Source organism: Phycicoccus sonneratiae (assembly GCF_016887965.1).
Lineage (GTDB): Bacteria > Actinomycetota > Actinomycetes > Actinomycetales > Dermatophilaceae > Phycicoccus > Phycicoccus sonneratiae.
In genome coordinates this window covers 65,803-87,156 of sequence record NZ_JAFDVD010000003.1, presented here as the reverse complement: position 1 = coordinate 87,156, position 21,354 = coordinate 65,803, and the positions used below count along the sequence as shown (strand labels likewise).

The 21,354-nt window shown below is 73.8% G+C and carries 24 protein-coding genes; 15 read left to right on the top strand and 9 right to left on the bottom strand.

The genetic code is table 11. The annotated features are described in order from the left end of the window. Positions 1-138: 138 nt before the first annotated feature. Entirely contained in the window at positions 139-630 is a 492-nt protein-coding gene (locus tag JQN70_RS01190; protein ID WP_204129487.1) for a cupin domain-containing protein, read from the bottom strand. Positions 631-688: 58 nt separating this feature from the next. Between JQN70_RS01190 and JQN70_RS01185 the strand changes: the two genes are divergently transcribed. The 4 genes from JQN70_RS01185 to JQN70_RS01170 all read left to right on the top strand — a co-directional run bounded on the left by JQN70_RS01185 (position 689) and on the right by JQN70_RS01170 (position 4,686). Beyond that, the gene (locus JQN70_RS01185) at positions 689-1,333 is read left to right on the top strand and encodes a TetR/AcrR family transcriptional regulator (protein ID WP_204129486.1); all 645 of its coding nucleotides are present in this window, start codon (positions 689-691) and stop codon (positions 1,331-1,333) included. Positions 1,334-1,457: 124 nt separating this feature from the next. Continuing rightward, positions 1,458-1,727, top strand: coding sequence for a 30S ribosomal protein S15 (gene rpsO, locus JQN70_RS01180; RefSeq protein ID WP_166121129.1), 270 nt, complete (start codon positions 1,458-1,460; stop codon positions 1,725-1,727). A gap of 190 nt (positions 1,728-1,917) precedes the next feature. Next, positions 1,918-4,320 (top strand): polyribonucleotide nucleotidyltransferase, encoded by a 2,403-nt coding sequence (locus JQN70_RS01175; protein ID WP_204129485.1) that lies wholly within the window; start codon positions 1,918-1,920, stop codon positions 4,318-4,320. A gap of 213 nt (positions 4,321-4,533) precedes the next feature. Then, a complete protein-coding gene (locus JQN70_RS01170) occupies positions 4,534-4,686 on the top strand; it encodes a hypothetical protein (protein WP_204129484.1) in 153 nt (50 codons plus the stop codon). A gap of 79 nt (positions 4,687-4,765) precedes the next feature. Here the strand turns inward: JQN70_RS01170 and JQN70_RS01165 are convergent, their stop codons facing one another. Further along, positions 4,766-4,903, bottom strand: coding sequence for a hypothetical protein (locus tag JQN70_RS01165; RefSeq protein ID WP_204129483.1), 138 nt, complete (start codon positions 4,901-4,903; stop codon positions 4,766-4,768). Between the two features lie 179 nt (positions 4,904-5,082). Here JQN70_RS01165 and JQN70_RS01160 point away from each other — a divergent pair, with 179 nt between their 5' ends. Genes JQN70_RS01160 through JQN70_RS01135 form a run of 6 tightly spaced genes read left to right on the top strand, consistent with a single transcriptional unit; the run spans position 5,083 to position 8,797 of the window. Further along, positions 5,083-5,820, top strand: coding sequence for a YbaB/EbfC family nucleoid-associated protein (locus JQN70_RS01160; protein ID WP_204129482.1), 738 nt, complete (start codon positions 5,083-5,085; stop codon positions 5,818-5,820). A gap of 31 nt (positions 5,821-5,851) precedes the next feature. Further along, the gene (locus tag JQN70_RS01155) at positions 5,852-6,172 is read left to right on the top strand and encodes a hypothetical protein (protein ID WP_204129481.1); all 321 of its coding nucleotides are present in this window, start codon (positions 5,852-5,854) and stop codon (positions 6,170-6,172) included. Between the two features lie 10 nt (positions 6,173-6,182). After that, complete coding sequence (locus JQN70_RS01150; protein ID WP_204129480.1) at positions 6,183-6,896, top strand: hypothetical protein; 714 nt, start codon at positions 6,183-6,185, stop codon at positions 6,894-6,896. After that, positions 6,896-7,303, top strand: coding sequence for a hypothetical protein (locus JQN70_RS01145; protein WP_204129479.1), 408 nt, complete (start codon positions 6,896-6,898; stop codon positions 7,301-7,303). The genes JQN70_RS01150 and JQN70_RS01145 overlap by 1 nt, the downstream gene beginning before the upstream one ends. Before the next feature lie 55 nt (positions 7,304-7,358). Then, positions 7,359-8,105, top strand: coding sequence for a 4-hydroxy-tetrahydrodipicolinate reductase (gene dapB, locus JQN70_RS01140; RefSeq protein WP_204129478.1), 747 nt, complete (start codon positions 7,359-7,361; stop codon positions 8,103-8,105). Further along, complete coding sequence (locus JQN70_RS01135) at positions 8,102-8,797, top strand: sirohydrochlorin chelatase (protein ID WP_204129477.1); 696 nt, start codon at positions 8,102-8,104, stop codon at positions 8,795-8,797. Before dapB ends, JQN70_RS01135 begins: the two co-directional genes overlap by 4 nt. A gap of 7 nt (positions 8,798-8,804) precedes the next feature. On the opposite strand, the gene JQN70_RS01130 is transcribed toward JQN70_RS01135, so the two are convergent. The 4 genes from JQN70_RS01130 to JQN70_RS01115 are packed head-to-tail and all read right to left on the bottom strand — an operon-like array spanning position 8,805 to position 11,204. Then, on the bottom strand, positions 8,805-9,119 hold the full coding sequence (locus JQN70_RS01130) for an AzlD domain-containing protein (RefSeq protein ID WP_204129476.1): 315 nt from the start codon (positions 9,117-9,119) through the stop codon (positions 8,805-8,807). Then, entirely contained in the window at positions 9,116-9,862 is a 747-nt protein-coding gene (locus JQN70_RS01125; RefSeq protein ID WP_204129475.1) for an AzlC family ABC transporter permease, read from the bottom strand. The genes JQN70_RS01130 and JQN70_RS01125 overlap by 4 nt, the downstream gene beginning before the upstream one ends. Then, complete coding sequence (locus JQN70_RS01120; RefSeq protein WP_204129474.1) at positions 9,859-10,473, bottom strand: GNAT family N-acetyltransferase; 615 nt, start codon at positions 10,471-10,473, stop codon at positions 9,859-9,861. Before JQN70_RS01120 ends, JQN70_RS01125 begins: the two co-directional genes overlap by 4 nt. Beyond that, positions 10,473-11,204 carry an enoyl-CoA hydratase-related protein gene (locus JQN70_RS01115; protein WP_204129473.1) on the bottom strand — a complete coding sequence of 244 codons (732 nt, stop codon included), beginning with the start codon at positions 11,202-11,204 and terminating at the stop codon, positions 10,473-10,475. Before JQN70_RS01115 ends, JQN70_RS01120 begins: the two co-directional genes overlap by 1 nt. 59 nt (positions 11,205-11,263) lie before the next feature. Here JQN70_RS01115 and JQN70_RS01110 point away from each other — a divergent pair, with 59 nt between their 5' ends. Then, on the top strand, positions 11,264-12,202 hold the full coding sequence (locus JQN70_RS01110) for an SMP-30/gluconolactonase/LRE family protein (protein WP_204129472.1): 939 nt from the start codon (positions 11,264-11,266) through the stop codon (positions 12,200-12,202). Here JQN70_RS01110 and JQN70_RS01105 read toward each other — a convergent pair. Beyond that, positions 12,187-12,654, bottom strand: a complete 468-nt coding sequence (locus JQN70_RS01105) for a dihydrofolate reductase (RefSeq protein ID WP_204129471.1) — start codon at positions 12,652-12,654, stop codon at positions 12,187-12,189. The genes JQN70_RS01110 and JQN70_RS01105 overlap by 16 nt on opposite strands. After that, a complete protein-coding gene (locus JQN70_RS01100; RefSeq protein ID WP_204129470.1) occupies positions 12,651-13,460 on the bottom strand; it encodes a thymidylate synthase in 810 nt (269 codons plus the stop codon). The genes JQN70_RS01105 and JQN70_RS01100 overlap by 4 nt, the downstream gene beginning before the upstream one ends. Positions 13,461-13,519: 59 nt before the next feature. On the opposite strand from JQN70_RS01100, the gene dapA reads away from it, so the two are divergent. From dapA to JQN70_RS01080, 4 genes are all read left to right on the top strand, one after another. Then, positions 13,520-14,416 (top strand): 4-hydroxy-tetrahydrodipicolinate synthase, encoded by an 897-nt coding sequence (dapA, locus tag JQN70_RS01095; RefSeq protein WP_204129469.1) that lies wholly within the window; start codon positions 13,520-13,522, stop codon positions 14,414-14,416. After that, positions 14,413-16,098 (top strand): ribonuclease J, encoded by a 1,686-nt coding sequence (locus JQN70_RS01090; RefSeq protein ID WP_204129468.1) that lies wholly within the window; start codon positions 14,413-14,415, stop codon positions 16,096-16,098. The genes dapA and JQN70_RS01090 overlap by 4 nt, the downstream gene beginning before the upstream one ends. Before the next feature lie 317 nt (positions 16,099-16,415). Then, positions 16,416-17,213, top strand: a complete 798-nt coding sequence (locus JQN70_RS01085) for a hypothetical protein (RefSeq protein ID WP_204129467.1) — start codon at positions 16,416-16,418, stop codon at positions 17,211-17,213. Between the two features lie 431 nt (positions 17,214-17,644). Next, on the top strand, positions 17,645-20,362 hold the full coding sequence (locus tag JQN70_RS01080; RefSeq protein ID WP_204129466.1) for an FtsK/SpoIIIE family DNA translocase: 2,718 nt from the start codon (positions 17,645-17,647) through the stop codon (positions 20,360-20,362). Here JQN70_RS01080 and JQN70_RS01075 read toward each other — a convergent pair. Further along, complete coding sequence (locus JQN70_RS01075; RefSeq protein ID WP_204129465.1) at positions 20,346-21,347, bottom strand: MauE/DoxX family redox-associated membrane protein; 1,002 nt, start codon at positions 21,345-21,347, stop codon at positions 20,346-20,348. The two genes, JQN70_RS01080 and JQN70_RS01075, sit on opposite strands and share 17 nt — an antisense overlap. Positions 21,348-21,354 lie beyond the last annotated feature (7 nt).

The following is a 21,354-nucleotide window of genomic DNA, read 5'->3' as shown; positions in this document are numbered from 1 at the left end:
CGGGCGCGTGGACGCCTTTCCGCCCGCGCAACCCGCGAGGGTGGGAGTCCGTGCAAGGTGCGGGCGTCCGCGTCCGACCGCACGCGGAGCCGCGCACATCGCACGGGGCCGGCCCCTTCCCCCGAGGGCGCGTGATCCTCAGGCCGGGATCGGTGGCCCGAGCACCTCGAGGCCGTACCGGGGGCCGACCTCGTTCCAGCGGGCGATCTCCTCGGCCATCGTCAGCCCCTCGCCCTCGCCGGGGACGTGCATCCCCGCCGCCGGGACGCCGACCTCGTCGTAGAGGTCCATCAGGCCGCCGGGCGTGGTCATCGAGACGAAGCGTGCGGGGGAGTCGCCCCGGATGCGGAACGCGTGCGGCACCCCGAGCGGCAGGAAGAGGAACGACCCGGTCGTCAGCTCGACGTGCTGCTCGCCTGCCACGTAGTCGACGACGCCCTCGAGCACGAGCAGCGCCTCGGCCTCGCGGGTGTGCCGGTGCAGCGGCGTCGCGATGCCCGGCGGCTGGGTGACGAGGGAGACCCCGACCGCGCCGGCGCTCTGGTCGGCGGTGACCAGGTGCTCGAAGAGCGAGCCCATGGCCCAGGTGCCGGGCCCCTCGCCCACGCGGTGCACGACGACGTCGTCCATGACGCCTCCTCTATTTGGCCCGAACCACCTTCGGACGAATATTGGTACGGTAGGTCCCGTGCCCGACCCGGTCAAGACCCGCCGCTACCGCTCGCCCCGCCGTGCCGAGCAGGCCGCCGCGACCCGGCGCGCCGTGCTCCTCGCGGCGCGCGACCTCTTCATCGCCGAGGGCTACGCCGGCACCGCCGTCGCCGAGGTGGCGCGGCGCGCCGGCGTCTCGGTCGACACCGTGTACTCCAGCGTCGGGCGGAAGCCGGCGCTGCTGCTCGCCGTCCACGACATGACCCTCGCGGGCGGGGACGAGGCGCTGCCCTCGACCGAGCGGGACTACGTCGCAACCGTCCGGGCCGCGCCGACCACCCGCGCCAAGCTCGAGATGTACGCGGCCGCGATGAGGGAGCGGCTGCCGCACGTCGTGCCGCTCGTGGAGGCGCTGCGCGAGGCCGCCACCACCGACCCGGCCTGCCGCGCCACCTGGGAGGCCCTGGAGACCCGCCGGGCCGACAACATGCAGCTGCTGGCCCGCGACCTGCGCGCGGGCGGCGGCCTGCGGCCCGACCTCGACGACGCGGAGGTCGCCCACCGCCTCTGGATCGGAAACAGTGCCGCCTACTACCGTCTGTGCACCGCCGGTGGGCGCTCGCCGGAGCACTACGCGGCCCTCGTCCTCGAGACGTGGACGTCCACGCTCCTCGCCGATTAGGGGTGCGGTACCCCCGCTGGTAACCTTGCTGACTGCCGTCAGATCGGCCGCGGATCCACAGAGCCCCGGTGAACCAGCCCGGGAGCGCCGCGCAGCAGAAACCAGGAACAGGAGTCGTCGCCCCATGCCGCTGAGCACCGACGTCAAGAAGCAGATCATGACCGAGTACGCCACGACCGAGGGCGACACCGGTTCCCCCGAGGTGCAGGTCGCGCTGCTCACCCAGCGCATCAAGGACCTCACCGAGCACAGCCGCCAGCACAAGCACGACCACCACTCCCGTCGTGGCCTGCTCCTGCTCGTCGGCCGCCGTCGCCGGCTGCTCCGCTACCTGGAGAGCATCGACGTCGAGCGCTACCGCTCGCTCATCAAGCGCCTCGGTCTGCGTCGTTGAGACTTCCGAGAGGGCGGTCCCCGCACACGTGTGCAGGGGCCGCCCTTCTCGCATGAGCGGGCCCGTCCCGCTCGGAAGAACCCACAACTGAACATCGGCACGACCGGCGTCCTCTGCGGCGCCGCCTGAAGGACACACCCGCGCACAACGACGATGCGCGTGCGTGAATGACACGAGAGAAGGAGGCCCCGTGGAGGGTCCCGAGATCACCGCCACCGAAGCCGTCATCGACAACGGCAGCTTCGGTACCCGCACCATCCGGTTCGAGACCGGACGCCTGGCCAAGCAGGCCGGCGGCGCCGTGAGCGCCTACCTGGACGAGGACACGATGCTCCTCTCCACCACCACCGCCGGGAAGCACCCGCGCGAGGGGTTCGACTTCTTCCCCCTGACCGTCGACGTCGAGGAGCGGATGTACGCCGCGGGCAAGATCCCCGGCTCGTTCTTCCGTCGTGAGGGCCGCCCCTCCACCGACGCGATCCTCACCTGCCGCCTCATCGACCGCCCGCTGCGCCCGACCTTCACCAAGGGCCTGCGCAACGAGGTCCAGGTCGTCATCACGGTCCTCGCGCTCAACCCGGACCACCAGTACGACGTGCTCGCCATCAACGCGGCCAGCGCCTCGACGCAGATCTCCGGCCTGCCCTTCAGCGGCCCGATCGGCGCCGTCCGCGTCAGCCTCATCGACGGCCAGTGGGTCGCCTTCCCGAACTTCAGCGACATCGAGCGCTCGACCTTCGACATGGTCGTCGCCGGCCGCGTCGCGGGTGACGACGTCGCGATCATGATGGTCGAGGCCGAGTCCACCGAGCACACCTGGGACCTCGTCAAGACCCTGGGCAAGCAGGCGCCGACCGAGGAGGTCGTCGCCGAGGGCCTCGAGGCCGCCAAGGGCTTCATCCGCACCCTGTGCGACGCGCAGGCCGAGCTCGCCCGCACCGCCGCCAAGCCGGTGCAGGAGTTCCCGGTCTTCCTCGACTACGAGGACGACGCCTACGCCGCGGTCGAGTCGGCCACCACCGCCGACCTCACCGCCGCCCTCCAGATCGCGGGCAAGCAGGAGCGCGAGGAGCGCATCGACGAGATCAAGGAGTCGATGAAGGCCTCCCTCGCCGAGCAGTTCGAGGGTCGCGACAAGGAGCTCTCCGCCGCGTACCGCTCGGTGCAGAAGAAGCTCATCCGCGAGCGCATCCTGCGCGACAAGGTCCGCATCGACGGCCGTGGCCTCGCCGACATCCGCGCCCTGAGCGCCGAGGTCGAGGTCCTGCCGCGCGTGCACGGCTCGGCGATCTTCGAGCGCGGCGAGACCCAGATCATGGGTGTCACCACGCTGAACATGCTCCGGATGGAGCAGCAGCTCGACACGCTGTCGCCGGTGACGCGCAAGCGCTACATGCACAACTACAACTTCCCGCCCTACTCGACCGGTGAGACCGGTCGCGTCGGGTCGCCGAAGCGTCGCGAGATCGGCCACGGCGCGCTCGCGGAGCGGGCGCTCATGCCGGTCCTGCCGACCCGCGAGGAGTTCCCCTACGCGATCCGCCAGGTGTCCGAGGCGCTGGGCTCCAACGGCTCGACCTCGATGGGCTCGGTCTGCGCGTCCACCCTGTCGCTGCTCAACGCCGGTGTGCCGCTGCGCGCCCCGGTCGCCGGCATCGCGATGGGCCTGGTCTCCGCGGAGGTCGACGGGCAGACGCAGTACGCCGCCCTCACCGACATCCTCGGTGCCGAGGACGCCTTCGGCGACATGGACTTCAAGGTCGCCGGCACCCGCGAGTTCGTCACGGCCATCCAGCTCGACACCAAGCTCGACGGCATCCCCGCCGACGTGCTGGCCGGCGCGCTGACCCAGGCCCGTGACGCCCGCTTCCACATCCTCGACGTCATGAACGAGGCCATCGACGCGCCCGACGAGATGAGCCCCTACGCTCCCCGCGTCATCAGCGTCACGGTCCCGGTCGACAAGATCGGCGAGGTCATCGGCCCCAAGGGCAAGATGATCAACCAGATCCAGGACGACACCGGCGCCCAGATCTCGATCGAGGACGACGGCACCATCTACATCGGTGCGACCGACGGCCCGTCGGCGGAGGCGGCCCGCGCGGCCATCAACGCCATCGCCAACCCGCAGATGCCGGAGATCGGCGAGCGCTTCCTCGGGACCGTCGTCAAGACGACGACCTTCGGGGCGTTCATCTCGCTGCTGCCCGGCAAGGACGGCCTGCTGCACATCTCCGAGGTGCGCAAGCTCGTCGGCGGCAAGCGGATCGACGCGGTCGAGGACGTCCTCGGCGTCGGCCAGAAGATCCAGGTCGAGCTCAAGGAGATCGACCCGCGCGGCAAGCTGAGCCTCGCCGCCGTCATCGCCGAGGGCGAGGGCGGGTCCGACGACGCGCCGGCCGCCGCTCCGGCCGCCTCCGTCGACGGCGACGACGCCGACGAGGCCGGCGACGACGAGTCGGGCGAGGCGCACGAGGGCGGTGACGAGCGCGGCGACCGCCCGCGCCGCAACCGTCGTCGTCGCGGCGGCCGCGGCCGTGGCGAGCGCTCCGACGAGGGCTCCTCCACCCAGGACGCCCCGAGCGAGGCCTGAGCACCACCGGGGCGGCCACCGCGCCGCCCCACCCACCGGAGCCCCGGACGCACCCCACGGTGCACCGGGGCTCCGGTGCGTCCGGGCGTCGGATCGCCGACACCTCGGTGACGATGGCCGGTTCGTGCCACCTCCGGGGCCGCGCGGGGACTAGCGTGTCCTCGACGACCGACCGGGGGGAACTGGTCGACCGAGAACGGGGTGGTGCACGTGGTGGATCAGGGAACCGACGACGGCTCGGGCGCGCCGGACGCGCCGGCGTCCGACGGGGACGGTGCGGAGACGCTGGGGGACGCGCTCGCGGCCCCCGACCCGGTGTGGCCCGAGCACGACGAGCGCCCGGCCGGCGGTGCCGCCTGGGCCTGACCGACGACGCGGCCCGGGCCTGCGCGACACGACGACGGGGCCCGCACCACCGTGGTGGTGCGGGCCCCGTCGGGTGCGGTCAGGCCGCGGACGTCGTGCGGAGGGTGTGGGGTGTGGTCCAGCGCATCTCCATGCGCGTGCGCCCGCGGGCGTCGACCACGGGGACCCAGCGCACGGCGAGGCCGGTGCGGCCGGTGGTCGTGTCGACCTTCTTCATCGCGGGCCTCCTCTCGGGCTCGTTCACCTGGTGTTCACCTCAAGGGTACCCGCTGCGCGCTCCGAAGGTGAACAGAAGGTGAACACCGGCCGCCCCGGCGTGGCGGGGACCTCTCCCCATTGCCGCTCCCGCCGCGGCCGGAGAGACTCGGGGCACGACCACGACGAGAGGGGCGGGACGTGTCGGAGGACATCCGCGACGAGCTGCACGAGCTGCGCGAGCGCAACGACCGGGAGATCCAGGGGTTGGAGTCGGTGCGTCCGCCGGCCATCGAGCGCGAGGGGAGCGACGCCCGCGGTGCGGTCACCGTGCGCATCGGCCCCGAGGGCGAGGTGCGCGACGTCCGCGTCGCCCACGACTGGCGCTCCGGCCTCACCGACGACGAGCTCGCCGGGGCCGTCGTCGAGGCCCTGACCCGGGCCCAGTCCGAGGTGGCTGCCGAGTTCCTCACCGGGGTCGAGGAGCTCGAGGACCAGGAGCTGCCGCGCGCCCGCCCGATGCCGATGCCGCAGGACAGCGGCGAGGTCTTCGGCCGCACCGAGCCGGTGACCCCGGGGGAGGCCGAGCGCCTCATCGGCGAGCTGTGGGCCGAGGTCGAGCAGGCGATGGCGAGCATGGAGGCCTCGCTCGACGGCTTCAACGCCCGCACCGGGTCGGCGCGCAGCGCCGGGGGCGAGGTGGTCGTCGAGATCGGCGCCGGCGGGGAGGTCAGCCGCCTCGAGCTCGAGCCGCGGTGGCTCGCCCGGGCCCACCCGGCGAACATCGGCCGGCTCGTCACCTCGACGCTGCACGAGGCGCAGTCCTCGGTGCTCCGCGGCTTCGGTGACGTCGCCGAGACCGTCCGCGCCGTCCAGGAGACGATGCAGCGTGTCGGGGACCCCTACACGCTGAGCCGACGCTTCGGGCTGACCCCGTGAGCGCCCACGGCACCACGACGAGGAGGACGACATGAGCTACGAGGTCGAGCGGGAGGCGCTGCTCACCGCTGCCGGCACCTGGGAGTCGGCCGAGGCCGACATGCGCACCGCGCAGTCCACCGCCCGGGGCATCAGCGTCACGACGATCGACGCCTCGATCATCGCCGAGATGGTGGGGTTCACCTCCACCTACGCCGAGGTGCGCGACCGCGTCGTCGACCTCCTCGGGCAGGCGGCCGAGGCGATGCGCCTCGTCGACGACACGCTGGAGGACATCGAGAAGCAGTACCGCCTCGACGACGACTCCGCCCTGGCCCGCATCGGGGACGCGTGGTCCCCGACCAACCCGTAAGGACGCGACGATGACCCCCGAAGAGCTGATCGAGAAGATCCGCGAGAAGTACGAGGAGTTCCAGCGCAAGATGGACGAGCTCCTCGAGAAGTTCAACGACCTCGTCGCCAAGATCGCCCGCTTCTTCGGCTGGGCGGCCGAGAAGGCGGTCGACCTGTGGAACCACTTCGTCGTCCCGCTCTGGCAGAAGGTCACCGACTGGTTCTCCGAGCACTGGAACGTCTTCGGGGCGCCGTGGCTGCTGTACTCCGACGCCACGACGTGGCGCCAGGACGTCGGTGGCTTCGTCACGAAGTGGTCGGGGACGGTGACGCGGGAGACCTCCGACGTCGACATCTACTGGAAGGGCACCTCCTCGGACCGCTACGTCAAGCGGGCCACCGAGCAGGCCACCGCCCTCAAGGCCGTCGGGCCCATCTCCGAGAAGATCGCCGGCGCCCTCGACGCGGTCGCCCTGGCGGTCATCGTCTGGTGGGGCTCGATCGTCACGGCCGTCGTCGGGCTCATCGGCGGCATCGTCATCGCCGCCGGGTCGACGGCCACCGGGCCCGGTGCGGTCGTCGGCATCCCGCTCGGCGTCAAGGTGGCGATCTCGATCTTCGTCGGGGCGCTCCTCGTCGGCACCGGCATCCTCACCGCGACCTGCGCGGTCCAGAAGGGCAACGTCAACGGCGCGCTGACCGACCTGTCGGCGTTCCCCGGCGGCGCCTGGCCCACCTTCTGATGACCGGCGTCGCGGGCTCCCCGCACGTTGCGCGACGGCTCGGCGTGGTCGCCGGGGGGACCGTCGTGCTCGAGGTCGTCATCGCCGTCTTCCTCCTGCTCATGGCGAGCCTCACGGTCGCCGAGACCGGGCGCACGCTCGTCGCCGCCGGGATCGTCGCGGCGCTCGCCGCCGTCGCGGTGCTCGCCCTGTGGCGCACGGCCCGGGCGGCCGCCGGCCGGGCCGGGGCGGCCGCCTGGACCTGCCGCGTGCTGCCGGTCGTCGCGGCGGCGGTGGCCCTCGTCCCGGCGTCGGTCGGGTGGCTCTCGTGGCTGGCGGTGCCGCTCGTCGTCTTCGCGGCCGCCCCGGCCGCGGTCGCGGGCATCGTCCTGCCGGTGCTGGCCCGCGACGCCGCCCGGACGTCCTGAGCGCCGGCCCGGTCACCCGTCGGGGGGCGCGCCCGTCCTGACTACAGTGACCGGCATGAGCGCGACGAGGGTGGCCGTCATCGGGGCCGCGGGCCGGATGGGCGCCACGGTGTGCGCGGCGGTCGATGACGCCGACGACCTCGAGCTCGTCGGCCGCTACGACGCCGGCGACGACCTCGGCGACCTCGGGGGCGCCGACGTCGTCGTCGAGTTCTCCGTGCCGGACGCCTCGCCGGCCAACGTCGCGCACTGCGTCGAGCGCGGGGTGCACGTCGTCGTCGGCACCACCGGGTGGTCCGAGGAGCGCCTCGCGACGCTGCGCGACCGGCTCGGGGACGTTCCCGAGGTCGGCGTGCTCGTCGCGCCGAACTTCGCCATCGGGGCGGTGCTCATGATGGCCTTCGCCCAGCAGGCCGCCCGCTTCTACGAGTCCGTCGAGGTCGTCGAGCTGCACCACCCCGACAAGGTCGACGCCCCCTCGGGCACCGCCGCCCGCACCGCCGACCTCGTCGGGGCGGCCCGGGAGGCGGCCGGCCTCGGCCCCGTCCCCGACGCGACGACCCACGACCCGGACGGCGCCCGCGGGGCCCGCGTCCACGGCGTGCCCGTGCACTCGGTCCGGCTGCGCGGGCTCGTCGCCCACCAGGAGGTCCTGCTCGGCGGCCCGGGCGAGATGCTCACCCTCCGACACGACAGCTTCGACCGCGTGTCCTTCATGTCGGGGGTCCTCGCCGCGGTGCGGCAGGTGGGGGACCGGCCGGGGCTCACCGTGGGGCTCGAGCACTACCTCGGTCTCGGGTGAGCGCCGAGCCCCCCGTCCTCGTCGCCTGCGGCCACGGGACACGCGACCCGGCCGGCCGCGCGGCGCTCGCCGCCCTCGTGGGCGAGCTCGCCGCTGCCCTACCGGACGTCGAGGTGCGCGAGGCCTACGTCGACGTCCACGGGCCGGTCGTCGGCGAGGTCGTCGCGGCCGTCCCGCGCCGCGGACCGGGCGTCCACAGCGGGGTCGTCGTCCCGCTCCTGCTCGCGGCGGGCTACCACGTGCGCGTCGACCTCGCCGAGGCCGTGCGGCGGCGGCCCGACGTCGTCGTCGCTCCGGCCCTGGGCCCGGACGACCGGCTCGTCGACGTCCTCGTCGACCGGGTGGGTGCGCCCCGTCCCGGTGACGCCGTCGTCCTCGCACCCGCGGGCTCGAGCGACGACCGGGCGCAGGCGGACTCGCAGGAGGTGGCGCGCCGGCTCGCCGAGCGGCTCGACGCCCCGGTGCGGCTGGGCTACGCGGCCGGACCGACGCCGTCGGTCGCCGAGGCCGTCGCGGCGGCGCGGGCCGACGGGGCGGCGCGCGTCGTCGTCGCCTCGTACCTCCTCGCGCCGGGCTTCTTCCAGGACCGGCTCGGTGCCGCCGGCGCCGACCACGTCACCGGCCCCCTCCTGCCCGACCCGCGCGTCGTCGAGGTCGTCCTCGACCGCTACCGGGCGGCAGCGGGGGAGTAGGGGGCGGTCAGCCCCAGCCGACGGCCCGCAGCAGGCCGGCCGTCAGGGCCGCGCCGGCCACGACGACGAGGAAGTTGGCCCGCAGGAGCAGGAGGCCGACCGCGACGGCCAGGGCCGCCGCCCGCGCGTCGAGCACGAGGGAGCCGCCGTCGCCGACAACGGTCTGCACCGTGACGAGCCCAGCGAGGAGGGCGACCGGCAGCAGGGCGATGACCCGCGACCGGCGCTCGCCCTCGACCCAGGTCGCCGGCACGAGGTAGCCGGCGAGCTTGAGGGCGTAGGCGGCCGCGCACGCGAGCAGCACCGTGGTCCAGGTGGTCACGGCACGGGGTCCGCTCCGGGCAGCTCGCCCGCGCGCGACGTGGGTGGGGCCTCGTGCCGCCCGCCGCGCCGGAGCCCGACCACCACCGCCGCGAGCGCGGCGAGGATGACCGGCACCCCGGGCGGCAGCAGCGGGCTCGTCACGAGCGCCACGAAGACCGCGAGCACCGCGGTGGCGGCCGCGTCACCGCTGCGCAGCCGCGGCCAGAGCAGGGCGGCGAAGGCCGCGGCCGCGGCCGCGTCGAGCCCGTAGGTGCGCGGGTCGCCGATGGCGTTGCCGACGAGCGCCCCGACGAGGGTCATGACGTTCCAGCCGATGAACACGGCGATGCCGGTGAGCCAGAACCCGATCCGCTGCGCCGGCCGTTCGGGCTGGGCGACCCCGACCGCCGTCGACTCGTCGATGGTGATCTGCGCGGCGGCCAGCCGGCGCACGCCGGTGACGCCGAGGAAGCGCGACGTCTGGAGGGCGTACAGACCGTTCCGCACGCCGAGCAGCGTCGAGGTGAGGACCGCCGCGACGCCGCTGCCCCCGGCGCCGAGGACCCCGACGACCGCGAACTGCGACCCGCCGCTGAAGAGCAGCAGCGAGAGGGCCTGGGTCTGCCAGACGCTGAGGCCGGAGGCGACCGAGAGCGCCCCGAAGGAGATGCCGTAGGCCCCGGTGGCCGCACCGACCGAGAGGGCCTGCCGGCGCACCTCGCGACGCCGGTCGGCGCTGAGCGCCGGCGGCTCGGTGCTCATCCCTCGTCCGGGTCGGTGATCCGGGCGAGCACCCGGACCTCGCGCAGGGTCGCGCCGTCGGGGGAGACGACGCGGTCGCGGTAGGCGCCGTCCGGTCCGAAGCCGGACGCGGCGAGGAAGCCGCGGGTGCCCTCGTCGTCGGCGAGCAGCCAGGCCGTGACCGCCTCGGCGCCCGCCTCGCGCAGCACGTCGACGGAGGCGTTGAGCAGCCGGGACCCGTGGCCCTGCCGGCGCGCGTCGGGGTGCACGGCGAGCAGCGTCACCTCGGCCCAGGCGGGCTCGGCATCGGGGTCCTGCGAAGGACCGACGGCCACGGCCCCGACGACCTGCTCGCCGGCGCACGCCACGAGCAGCCGGTGGACCCCCTCCGGCGGGCTCGTGAGGCCGGCGCGCCAGCCCCGCGCGAAGGCCTCGGGGACGAACAGCGCCAGCACGTCGTCGGGGAGGCGACCGGCGTAGGCCTCGCGGAACACGGTGGCCTGCACCGTGCCGACGGCGGGGGCGTCGTTGGGACGGGCCCGGCGCACGCTGGCGTCGGCGAGCGGGCCGGGCTCGTGGGCGTGGTCGTGCCCCTGGTCGTGACCATGCGGGTGGTCGTGGCCGGTGTCCATCAGACCCCCCGGAACCGCGGCGCGCGGCGCTCGGTGAAGGCGGCGCGGCCCTCGGTGAGGTCCTCGCTGGCCCAGGCCCGGGCGAAGGCCGCCTCGTACCGGGCGACCTCCGGCGCGTTGTCGTGGTGGGTGTCGAAGCCGACCTTCGAACCCGCCTGGGTGAGCGGGGCCAGCCGCGCGGCGCCGGCGGCCAGCTCGTGGGCGACGTCGAGGCCGCCCCGGGCCTGGGCGAACCCGAGCCGCCACGCGTCGTCGGCGTCGAGGACGGCCGCGGTGAGCACGAGGTGGCGGGCGGCGCCCTCGCCCCAGCACCGGGCCAGCCGGTCGACGGTCCAGTGGTCGACCATGAGCCCCAGCTTCGCGACGGGGACCGCGAACCGCGCCCCGTCGTCGACGACCCGCACGTCGCAGGCCAGCGCGAGCTGCATCCCGAGGCCCATGCAGGCCCCGTCGACGGCGGCGACGGTGGTGACCGGCACCGCGGCGAGGTGCTCGAGGACCTCCGCGAGGCGCTGGGTGAACGACACGTCCTCGAGCTCGGTGAGGTCGGCCCCGGCGCAGAAGTGCCCACCGGCCCCGGTGACGACGAGGGCGCGCGCCCCGGCGTCGACGGCCTCGACCACAGCGGCGTGCAGCTCCTCGAGGGCCTCGAGGTTGAGGGCGTTGCGGCGCTCGGCGCGGTCGATGGTGACGACGGCGACCTGGTCGGCGAGCGAGGCGGTGACGGGCACGCCCCGACCCTACCGAGCGCCCCCGCGACAACTCCGGCGCGGCCACCTACGCTCTCGCCATGACCCTGCCGCTGACGGTGGCCCCCGTGCCGGGGCCCGGCGCCGAGGACGTGCTCGTCGGCGACGACGGGCGGGTGTGGACCGGGACTGCCGACGGCGCGGTCCACGTCCACGACCCCCGCGACGGCACGACGACCACGGTCGCCGCCACCGGTGGACGCCCCCTCGGGCTCGAGTGGCTCCCGGACGGCCGGCTCCTCGTCTGCGACGCCCACCGCGGACTGCTCGCCCTCGACCCCGCGACCGGCGACCTCGAGACCCTCGTCACCGAGGTCGACGGCGAGCACCTGCTCTTCGTCAACAACGCCGCCGTGCAGGCCGACGGCACGATCTGGTTCACCGACTCCAGCCGCCGCTGGCAGGTCGAGGACTGGAAGAACGACCTCGTCGAGCACACGTGCACGGGCCGGCTGCTGCGCCGCGACGTCGACGGCACGGTCACCACGGTGCTCGACCGGCTGGCCTTCGCCAACGGCGTGGCCCTCCTGCCGGACGAGCGCGGCGTGCTCGTCGCCGAGACCGGCACCTGCCGCATCAGACGGGTCGCCCTCTCGGGCAACCGTCCCGGGCCGGCCACGACGTGGGTCGAGGCCCTGCCCGGCCACCCCGACAACATCGCGCTCGGGTCCGACGGCCTCGTGTGGGTCACCGTCGCCTCACCGACCGACCCCGTGCTCGCCGTCCTGCGCCGCAGCCCCCGTCAGGTGCGGGCGGTCGTGCGCCGCCTCCCCGAGCGGGTCAAGCCCGAGCCGCGGCGCACCGCCCGGGTGCTCGGCCTCGACGACGGGGGAGCGGTGGTCCACGACCTCGACTTCGACGCCTCGGGTTGGCGGGTCGCCACCGGGGTGCGCGAGCACGGGGGACGGGTCTGGCTCGGCAGCCTCATGGAGCCGGCGATCGCGGTGGGCGACGTGCCGGGCGGTCAGCGCCGCGCGTAGGTGACCCAGGCGCAGCCGTCGCCCGGCTCGCGCGCCGTCTCGCGCCACGTGGCGGGGTCGATCGGGGGGAAGTGCACGTCACCCTCCGGCTCCTGGTCGACCTCGGTGACGAGCAGGCGGTGCGCGAACGGCATCGCCTCCGCGTACACCTCGCCACCACCGGCGACGAAGACCTCGTCGGCGGGCCCGGCGAGGGAGAGGGCCCCGACGAGCGAGTGGGCCGTCTCGACCTCCGCGTGCGACCAGTCGGCCTGCCGGGTGATGACGATGGTGCGCCGCCCCGGCAGCACGCGGCCGATCGAGTCGAAGGTGCGCCGGCCCATGACGAGCGGGTGGCCCATCGTCGTCGCCTTGAAGAACGCGAAGTCGGCCGGCAGGTGCCAGGGCATCGTGTCGCCCGCGCCGATGACGCCGTTGCGGGCCACGGCGGCGATGAGCGAGACCCGGGTCATACCGCGATCGGGGCCTTGATGGAGGGGTGGGCCTCGTAGCCGACGAGCTCGAAGTCCTCGAGCTCGTACTCGTCGATCGACCCGCGCGGCGCGATGTGCATCGTCGGCAGGGGCAGCGGCTCGCGGGTCAGCTGGAGGCGGGCCTGCTCGAGGTGGTTGGAGTACAGGTGGGCGTCGCCGAGGGTGTGGACGAACTCGCCGGCCCGCAGGTCGGTCTGCTGGGCGACCATCATCGTCAGGAGCGCGTACGAGGCGATGTTGAACGGGACGCCGAGGAAGACGTCGGCGCTGCGCTGGTAGAGCTGGCAGTCGAGGAAGGCCGGCCCGCCGTCGGCCGCGGGGCGCACGTAGAACTGGAACATCGTGTGGCACGGCGGCAGCGCCATGTCGTCGACGTCGGCGACGTTCCACGCCGAGACGATGTGCCGCCGGGAGTCGGGGTTGGTGCGGATGGCCTCGACGACCTTCGCGACCTGGTCGACGGTGCGCCCGTCGGGCGTCGGCCAGGACCGCCACTGGTGGCCGTAGACCGGCCCGAGGTCGCCGTGCTCGTCGGCCCACTCGTCCCAGATCGAGATGTTCCGCTCCTGGAGCCACCGCACGTTGGTGTCGCCGCGGAGGAACCACAGCAGCTCGCCGATGATCGAGCGCAGGTGCAGCTTCTTCGTCGTGAGCACCGGGAAGCCCTCGGTGAGGTCGAAACGCATCTGGTACCCGAAGACGCTGCGCGTGCCGGTGCCGGTGCGGTCGGACTTGGGGGCGCCCGTGGTCATCACGTGGTCGAGCAGGTCGAGGTACTGGCGCACGGCCCCAGCGTAGGCCCCGCGGGGCTCGGGCGAGGGGCGCGGCTCGCTACCCTGTCGGCATGACGTCCTCCCCCTTCGGTCGAGTGCTCACGGCGATGGTGACGCCGATGTCCCCCGACGGAGCGGTCGACGGCGCCGGGGTCGACGCCCTCGTCGAGCACCTCCTCGCCACCGGCCACGACGGCGTCGTCGTCAACGGCACGACCGGCGAGGCCTCCACGCTCACCGACGACGAGAGCGTCGAGACCGTGCGCCGCGTCGTCGAGGTGGGCGCCGGACGGCTGAAGGTCGTCGCGGGCTGCGGCTCGAACGACACCGCCCACGCCGTCGCGATGGCCCGCCGGATGGCCGACGCCGGGGCCGACGGGCTCCTCCTCGTCTCGCCGTACTACAACAAGCCGACCCAGGCCGGGCTCGTCGCGCACTGCCGCGCCGTCGCCGACGCCACCGACCGCCCGGTGATGCTCTACGACATCCCCGGACGCACCGCCGTCCCGTTCGCGCACGACACCCTCGTCGCGCTCGCGGAGCACCCGAACGTCGTGGCCGTCAAGGACGCCAAGGGCGACCTCGCGGCCTCCACGCGCGTCATGGCGGCCACCGACCTCCTGTGGTTCAGCGGCGAGGACGCCCTCACGCTGCCGCTGCTGGCCATCGGCGCGGTCGGCACGGTCTCGGTCGTCGGTCACGTCACCGGCAGCCACTACCGGGCGATGCTCGAGGCCGTCGACCGCGGCGACCTCGCCGAGGCGGTCCGCATCCACCGGGCCCTCGTGCCCGTCGTCGACGCGATCATGTCGCCCTCGCAGGGCGCGATCATGGCCAAGGCGGCCCTCGTCGAGCTCGGCGTCATCGAGCACGCCACCGTCAGACTCCCCCTCGTCGAGTCGCCCCCGGAGCACCTCGAGGCGCTCCGGGCCGCGCTCGCCACCCTCCCGACCCTGAAGGACGCATGAGCCACCCGCACCCCGACCTCGACGCCCCCGGCCCGCTCGCGGAGGGAGGTGTCCGGGTCACCCCCCTCGGCGGCCTCGGCGAGGTGGGCCGCAACATGACGGTGATCGAGCACGCCGGCCAGCTGCTCGTCATCGACTGCGGCGTCCTCTTCCCGGACGACCACCACCCCGGCATCGACCTCATCCTCCCGGACTTCTCCTCGATCGAGGACCGGCTCGACCGGGTCCAGGCCATCGTGCTCACCCACGGCCACGAGGACCACATCGGGGCCGTGCCCTACCTCCTGCGGCTCCGGCCCGACCTGCCCGTCGTCGGCTCCCAGCTGACCCTCGCGCTCGTCGAGGCCAAGCTCAAGGAGCACCGCATCACCCCGTTCACGCTCGGGGTCCGCGAGGGCGACCGCGAGCGGCTCGGGGTCTTCGACTGCGAGTTCGTCGCGGTCAACCACTCGATCCCCGACGCGCTGGCCGTGTGCGTGCGCACCCCCGGCGGCACGCTGCTGCACACGGGCGACTTCAAGATGGACCAGCTGCCGCTCGACGGCCGGCTCACCGACCTGCGCGCCTTCGCCCGGCTGGGGGAGGAGGGCGTCGACCTGTTCCTCACCGACAGCACGAACGCCGAGGTCCCGGGCTTCACGACCCCGGAGCGCGAGATCGCCCCGGCCATCGACAAGGTGTTCCGGCACGCCCAGCGCCGGATCATCGTCGCCTGCTTCTCCTCGCACGTGCACCGCGTCCAGCAGGTCCTCGACGCCGCCGAGAAGGGCGGGCGCAAGGTCGCGATGATCGGCCGCTCGATGGTGCGCAACATGGGCATCGCCGCCGAGCTCGGCTACCTCAAGGTGCCGGACGGCGTGCTCGTCGACCTCAAGCAGCTGAACGACCTGCCCGACGACAAGGTCGTCCTCGTGTGCACCGGGAGCCAGGGCGAGCCGATGGCCGCGCTGTCCCGGATGGCCAACCGCGACCACCGCATCGAGGTGGGGGAGGGCGACACCGTCCTGCTCGCGTCCTCCCTCATCCCCGGCAACGAGAACGCCGTGTACCGGGTCATCAACGGACTGATGCGGCTCGGGGCCAACGTCGTCCACAAGGGCAACGCCCGGGTGCACGTCTCCGGCCACGCCAGCGCCGGTGAGCTCCTCTACTGCTACAACATCGTCAAGCCGCGCAACGTCATGCCGGTGCACGGCGAGTGGCGCCACCTCGTGGCCAACGCCGAGCTCGCCATCCAGACCGGGGTGCCGCGGCGCAACGTCGCGGTCGTCGAGGACGGTGTCGCCGTCGACCTCGTCGACGGCCGGGTCCGGGTGGCCGGCGCCGTGCAGGCCGGGTACGTCTACGTCGACGGGTCCACGGTCGGCGAGGTCGAGGAGACCCTCCTCAAGGACCGGCGCATCCTGCGTGACGAGGGCTTCATCTCGGTCGTCGTCGTCATCGACTCGATGACCGGCAAGGTCGTCGCCGGCCCCGAGATCACCGCCCGGGGCTTCGCGCCCGACGAGGTCGTCTTCGACGAGATCCGCCCGCGCATCGAGGAGGCCCTCGCCGACGCCGCCGCCCAGGGGGTCACCGACGCCTACCAGCTGCAGCAGGTGGTGCGCCGGACGATGGGCACCTGGGTGGGGCGCAAGATCAAGCGCCGCCCGATGATCATCCCCACCGTCGTCGAGGCCTGACCGGGTCACCGACCGCCTCCACGACACGCCGAGGGCCCCCGGACCGACGTCCGGGGGCCCTCGGCGTCGGTTGACGCTTCAACGGTTTCCGCAGGGGTTCACCACGCACGGAAATCACGGATGCCCCTGCCGGGTGGGGCCTTGAACGACGGATTCCGTAGTTCGGAGAACACCACACCCCATCGTCCGTTCGGCCGAATTCGCGGCCGCCTTCTCGATCCTGCAGGTCCGGAAAGTAAAGGAACCGTAAAGTACTGGTAGGTAGAACACCAAGGGTTGGTCACGGATCATCCCGACACCGACCCGAGGGGATCCTGATGAGCCTGCAGACCACGGACGCGCCCGCCCCGGCGCGACCCAGCCGGCGCGCCGTCGCCGGTGGCCTGGCCTGGGCCGTCCCCGTCATCGCGGTGGGGGCCGCCGCGCCGCGTGCCGCCGCCTCCCCGTGCAACCCGCAGTCGTACACGATCGGGTGGAACGGGGCCGGGGGCACGAGCTACAGCCGCACCGGCAACCAGTCGGGAACCGCCACCACCGACCCCGACGGCGCCGGCCCGATCGCGCCCGTCACCCTGTCGATGACCTCGACCCTCTCCGGCCGGATGGCCACGGGCAACGAGTCCGGCACCACGAACCAGAACTTCCGCGTCTCCTCGGCCGAGGTCGGCGGCCTCGGCGTCCCCGGCCTGCAGCTCGAGCAGACGGTCACCGGCACCCGCCGCTCCGAGCCCGGGCGCGACGCGCTCCAGACGGTGACCTTCGTCTTCAGCGAGCCGGTCGTCGGGCTGACCTTCACCCTCACCGACATCGACGCCCTCGACGGCGACTTCATCGACATGGTCGAGCTCTCCGGCGCGTTCACCGTCACCCACGTCACGAACCGCACGACCGGTGCCGGCACGACGGCGAGCCCGCTGCGCAACACGGCCAACGGCGACGTCGCCAACACCTCGAACCTCGGCAACGTCCGCATCACCTACCCGGGGGCGATCACCTCCTTCACCCTCACCTACTGGAACAACGCCACGTTCTTCAGCACCCAGAACGGCGCCGACCGCAACCAGATCGTCTCGATCGGGCCGATGACCTTCAACGTCATCCGCACCAACTGCTGACATCCGTCACACCAGTGCTCCGCCGCAGGTCAGCGGGGCCGTCCACGACAAAAGAACATCGGCCAATCCCTAGCGCGACGGGTAAAGACTTCGTAAAGTGACCGTCAGCAAAGGGTCAACACCTCCTCGGGGGTGAAGGCCCCCACGGACGCCAGGTGACCCACCCCGCTCCGCGCTCTCGCGGTCGTCCCGACCTGGTCGGGGCGATCGGGCGGGCCGGTCACCACCGGCGTCGCTCCCGTCCTCCCACGGGGGCGACCGTGCGGCGCGCCGCTCGATGACAGGGGTCGAGCGGGGCGCCGCACGCCGCTGTCCGGGCCCGGTTCGCGCCCCTCCACCGCCCTCCGGGCCCGTCGTGGGGCGGAAATCGGCCGCCCGCCTCCCGGCGTGTGACGCCTGAGCCTGATGTGACTCTCGCGTAGCGTGGGACCATGGCGACACGCACGTCCTCGACGTCCCGGGCACGGGGCAAGAGCACCCGGCCCGCGACCCGCAAGGGCACCGCCCGGCCGCGCACCACCAAGCGCTCCCCGAGCTCCGGCGGGCTCCCGCTGCCGCTGCGCGCCGCCCAGAGCACGTGGATGGGCCTGGCGCACGCCACCGGCGCCGTCGCCCGCAAGGTCGGCGACACCGGCCGTGACCTCGAGCCCGAGCACCGCCGCGACGGGCTCGGCCTGCTCCTCGTCGCCCTCGCCGTCGTCGTCGCCGCCCGCGAGTGGTGGGGGATGCCCGGCGCCGTCGGCGTCGTCGTCCACGCCGTCGTCGCGGGCACCTTCGGCAAGGTCGGCTACGCCGTGCCGCTCGTCCTGCTCGCTTTCGGCATCCGGGTCCTGCGCGCGCCGACCGACGACGCCGCCACCTCGCGCATGGCCGTCGGCACCACGGCCCTCGCGTTCGCCGCCTGCGGTCTGGTCCACGTCGCGAACGACATCCCCACCCCGCCCGAGGGGGCCGACGGGATGCGCGCCGCGGGCGGGATCATCGGCTTCCTCGCCTCCAGCCCGCTCGAGGCCGCGGTGTCGGTCTACGGCACCGTCCCGCTGCTGCTCCTCCTCGGGCTGTTCGCCGTCCTCGTCCTCACCGCCACGCCGCTGCACCAGGTGCCCGAGCGGCTGCGCGCGCTCCTCGACCGGCTCACCGGGCACGCACCGGAGGTCGAGCCGGAGCCCGAGCGCCCCACCGGCCGCAAGCCCCGCCGTCGCACGGGTGAGCCGGCCGACGGCCCGATGGTCGGCGACGAGGCCTTCGAGCAGGCCGCCGTCGTCGACCCGCGCACCGGGCGTCGCCTCCGGCCCGGTCAGAAGCGGCCCCCCGAGGCCCCGGCGGCCGGCGCACCCGGCGCCGACGCCCCGGCGGCCGCGCTCTCGCAGGCGAAGGCGGCCGCGGCCAAGGCCCCGCTCGAGGCGCCGCCCACCTCCCAGCTGCCCCAGCGGGTCGAGCAGCTCTCGCTCGCGGGCGACGTCACGTACACCCTCCCCGACTCCGGCGTCCTCGAGCCGGGCAGCCCGCACAAGGCCCGCAGCGCCGCCAACGACCGGGTCGTCGAGGCGCTCACCCAGGTCCTCGACCAGTTCGAGATCGACGCCCAGGTCACCGGCTTCACCCGCGGCCCGACGGTCACCCGCTACGAGGTCGAGCTGGGCCCCGGCATCAAGGTCGAGCGGGTCACCGCCCTGTCGAAGAACATCGCCTACGCCGTGGCCTCGGCCGACGTCCGCATCCTGTCCCCGATCCCCGGCAAGTCGGCGATCGGCATCGAGATCCCCAACACCGACCGCGAGAAGGTCAGCCTCGGCGACGTCCTGCGCAGCCAGGTCGCCCGCGGCACCGAGCACCCGATGGTCATGGGCGTCGGCAAGGACGTCGAGGGCGGGTACGTCATCGCCAACCTCGCGAAGATGCCGCACCTGCTCGTCGCGGGCGCCACCGGCGCGGGCAAGTCGAGCTTCGTCAACTCGATGATCACCTCGATCCTCATGCGCTCGACGCCCGACGAGGTCCGGATGGTCCTCGTCGACCCCAAGCGCGTCGAGCTGACCGCCTACGAGGGCATCCCGCACCTCATCACGCCGATCATCACCAACCCCAAGAAGGCCGCCGAGGCCCTCCAGTGGGTCGTGCGCGAGATGGACACCCGCTACGACGACCTCGCGGCGTTCGGCTTCAAGCACGTCGACGACTTCAACAAGGCGGTCAAGGCCGGCAAGGTCAAGCCGCTGCCGGGCTCGGAGCGGGTCATCACGCCCTACCCGTACCTCCTCGTCATCGTCGACGAGCTCGCCGACCTCATGATGGTCGCCCCGCGCGACGTCGAGGAGTCGATCGTCCGCATCACCCAGCTCGCGCGCGCGGCCGGCATCCACCTCGTCCTCGCGACGCAGCGCCCCTCGGTCGACGTCGTCACCGGCCTCATCAAGGCCAACGTGCCCTCGCGCATGGCCTTCGCCACCTCCTCGCTCGCCGACAGCCGGGTCGTGCTCGACCAGCCCGGCGCCGAGAAGCTCATCGGCCAGGGTGACGCGCTGTTCCTCCCGATGGGCGCGAGCAAGCCGATGCGCGTCCAGGGCGCCTGGGTCACCGAGTCCGAGATCCACGCCGTCGTCTCGCACGTCACCGAGCAGCTCAAGCCGCGCTACCGCGAGGACGTCGTCGTCGCCGCGCCGAAGAAGCAGGTCGACGACGACATCGGTGACGACCTCGACCTGCTGCTCCAGGCCACCGAGCTCGTCGTCACGACGCAGTTCGGCTCGACCTCGATGCTCCAGCGCAAGCTGCGCGTCGGGTTCGCCAAGGCCGGCCGGCTCATGGACCTGCTCGAGTCCCGCGGCGTCGTCGGTCCGTCCGAGGGGTCCAAGGCGCGCGACGTCCTCGTCAAGCCCGACGACCTGCCGACGACCCTCGCGCTGCTGCGCGGCGAGGACGTGCCCGAGCCGGACGCGCCGTTCGACGGACAGCCGATGGACGGCGACGCGCACGCCCTCGGGCAGGACGCGCAGGACCTCGGCCGCGAGGACACCGCCGAGGTGCCGGTGACCGGCTACGGGCGCGACGCCGTCGCCGACGACCTCGACCGGTACCCGGCCGCCGTGGAGTACCACGACGGCGACGACGACGGCGAGGACGCCTGGGAGCTCACCGGCCGTCGCTGACCGGCTCGTCGGCGGTGTCAGCGGCGGCCGCCAGCAGGTGCTCGCGCAGCTCCTCGACGAAGGCCGTGACGGCCTCCTCGCCGCGCACCGGACCGCCCGCGAGCAGGCCGTCGGTGCCGAGCAGCACCGCCGACGGGGACCCGTGCGCGAGCAGGTCGAGCGCGACGGCGTGCGGGTCGAACCACGTGTGGTCGTCGAGGTAGGGCAGGGTGCCGAGCAGGTCCGGGTCGCCGACGACGACCGCCCGCACGTCCACCGGGGCCAGGTCGCGGCGCCACCCGGCCACCTCGGGTCCGAGCCGGGCGCAGGGGGCGCAGCCGGGGCGGAGGAAGACGAGGAGCAGTGCGGCCGACCGCGCCTCGTCGACGACGGCGAGCAGCCGGCGGTCGGCGGTGAGCACCTGGGCGGTGTCGGGGACCGGCTCGCGCACGTAGTCCTCGGGCTCGGTGCCGGCCACGTGCCGCCCGCCGTCGTCGGCCGGCCGCCAGGTGACGGCGACGGCCACGGCGGCCGTCAGCGCGGCACCGGCCAGCCACCACCCCGCGGTGGCGTCGACGACCTCGGGCAGTCCGCCACCTCGTGTCGCCCCGGCGACGACCGCTGCGGCGGCGAGCACGAGGAGGGCGTTGCGCACGACCGTCGCCGCGGTGACGCGCGAGGAGCCGAGGGCGCCGAAGCACCCGCAGTCGGCCGGCTCGGGGCGGCGCAGGGCGAGCCCCACGAGGACGAGGTAGGCGCCGAGGAGCGCCAGGACGAGGACGGACGTCGCGAGGAGCAGCCGGCCGGACGTGACGAGCAGCCCCGCCCCGAGCACGACCTCCAGCCAGGGGAGCAGGACCCGGACCGGCCGGGCGGCGAGCGCCGGCGGCACCCGGAGCGAGTCCATCGCGCGCTCGAGCGACCCGGGGCTGCGCAGCTTCGCCACGCCGCTGACGACGAGCACCACGGCGCAGGTCACGAGCGGGAGGACGAACGGACCCGGCATGGCGGCA

What these genes read in the sequence shown, in the direction of transcription:
- JQN70_RS01190 (WP_204129487.1), bottom strand. Translation starts at nt 630, where the DNA reads ATGGACGACGTCGTCGTGCACCGCGTGGGCGAGGGGCCCGGCACCTGG.
- rpsO (WP_166121129.1), top strand. Translation starts at nt 1,458, where the DNA reads ATGCCGCTGAGCACCGACGTCAAGAAGCAGATCATGACCGAGTACGCC.
- JQN70_RS01165 (WP_204129483.1), bottom strand. Translation starts at nt 4,903, where the DNA reads ATGAAGAAGGTCGACACGACCACCGGCCGCACCGGCCTCGCCGTGCGC.
- JQN70_RS01155 (WP_204129481.1), top strand. Translation starts at nt 5,852, where the DNA reads ATGAGCTACGAGGTCGAGCGGGAGGCGCTGCTCACCGCTGCCGGCACC.
- JQN70_RS01150 (WP_204129480.1), top strand. Translation starts at nt 6,183, where the DNA reads ATGACCCCCGAAGAGCTGATCGAGAAGATCCGCGAGAAGTACGAGGAG.
- JQN70_RS01145 (WP_204129479.1), top strand. Translation starts at nt 6,896, where the DNA reads ATGACCGGCGTCGCGGGCTCCCCGCACGTTGCGCGACGGCTCGGCGTG.
- dapB (WP_204129478.1), top strand. Translation starts at nt 7,359, where the DNA reads ATGAGCGCGACGAGGGTGGCCGTCATCGGGGCCGCGGGCCGGATGGGC.
- JQN70_RS01125 (WP_204129475.1), bottom strand. Translation starts at nt 9,862, where the DNA reads ATGAGCACCGAGCCGCCGGCGCTCAGCGCCGACCGGCGTCGCGAGGTG.
- JQN70_RS01120 (WP_204129474.1), bottom strand. Translation starts at nt 10,473, where the DNA reads ATGGACACCGGCCACGACCACCCGCATGGTCACGACCAGGGGCACGAC.
- JQN70_RS01110 (WP_204129472.1), top strand. Translation starts at nt 11,264, where the DNA reads ATGACCCTGCCGCTGACGGTGGCCCCCGTGCCGGGGCCCGGCGCCGAG.
- JQN70_RS01105 (WP_204129471.1), bottom strand. Translation starts at nt 12,654, where the DNA reads ATGACCCGGGTCTCGCTCATCGCCGCCGTGGCCCGCAACGGCGTCATC.
- dapA (WP_204129469.1), top strand. Translation starts at nt 13,520, where the DNA reads ATGACGTCCTCCCCCTTCGGTCGAGTGCTCACGGCGATGGTGACGCCG.
- JQN70_RS01090 (WP_204129468.1), top strand. Translation starts at nt 14,413, where the DNA reads ATGAGCCACCCGCACCCCGACCTCGACGCCCCCGGCCCGCTCGCGGAG.
- JQN70_RS01085 (WP_204129467.1), top strand. Translation starts at nt 16,416, where the DNA reads ATGAGCCTGCAGACCACGGACGCGCCCGCCCCGGCGCGACCCAGCCGG.
- JQN70_RS01080 (WP_204129466.1), top strand. Translation starts at nt 17,645, where the DNA reads ATGGCGACACGCACGTCCTCGACGTCCCGGGCACGGGGCAAGAGCACC.
- JQN70_RS01075 (WP_204129465.1), bottom strand. Translation starts at nt 21,347, where the DNA reads ATGCCGGGTCCGTTCGTCCTCCCGCTCGTGACCTGCGCCGTGGTGCTC.